Source organism: Flammeovirga pacifica, assembly GCF_000807855.2.
GTDB classification, from domain to species: Bacteria; Bacteroidota; Bacteroidia; order Cytophagales; family Flammeovirgaceae; genus Flammeovirga; species Flammeovirga pacifica.
Genome location: NZ_JRYR02000001.1, coordinates 2,162,244 through 2,162,608, shown reverse-complemented (window position 1 = coordinate 2,162,608; position 365 = coordinate 2,162,244). Strand labels below are relative to the sequence as shown.

Genomic DNA, 365 nt, shown 5'->3' with positions numbered 1-365 from the left:
AGGCGTTACTTAGAACTTTATTATTGTATAAGTCTGTGACTTATACCCCCTTTCTACTCCCACAAATTATCATTAACTTTAAAAAACTAATTAAACGATTCATCATGTCTAGATCACATTCTTTCTACTATCAAGAGGCGACTTATTTTGTAACGATGACAGTAGTCAATTGGATAGACGTTTTTACGAGAGAAGCCTATCGAAATATTCTATTAGGTAGGTTAAAAAGAGCAGGTCAAAAAAATAGTAACAATGAGAAATATTAGTTTTGGCAACAACATAATCAACCTGTCATATTAAACACTCCTGAAAAACTATCACAACGGTTAGGTTATATTCATGACCACCCTATAAAGGCGGGGGGT

Annotated in this window: 1 pseudogene; it reads left to right on the top strand. The window is 33.7% G+C overall.

From position 1 onward, the window contains the following. Positions 1–266 (top strand): annotated as a pseudogene (locus NH26_RS25685) (hypothetical protein); the annotation flags it as partial. Positions 267–365 lie beyond the last annotated feature (99 nt).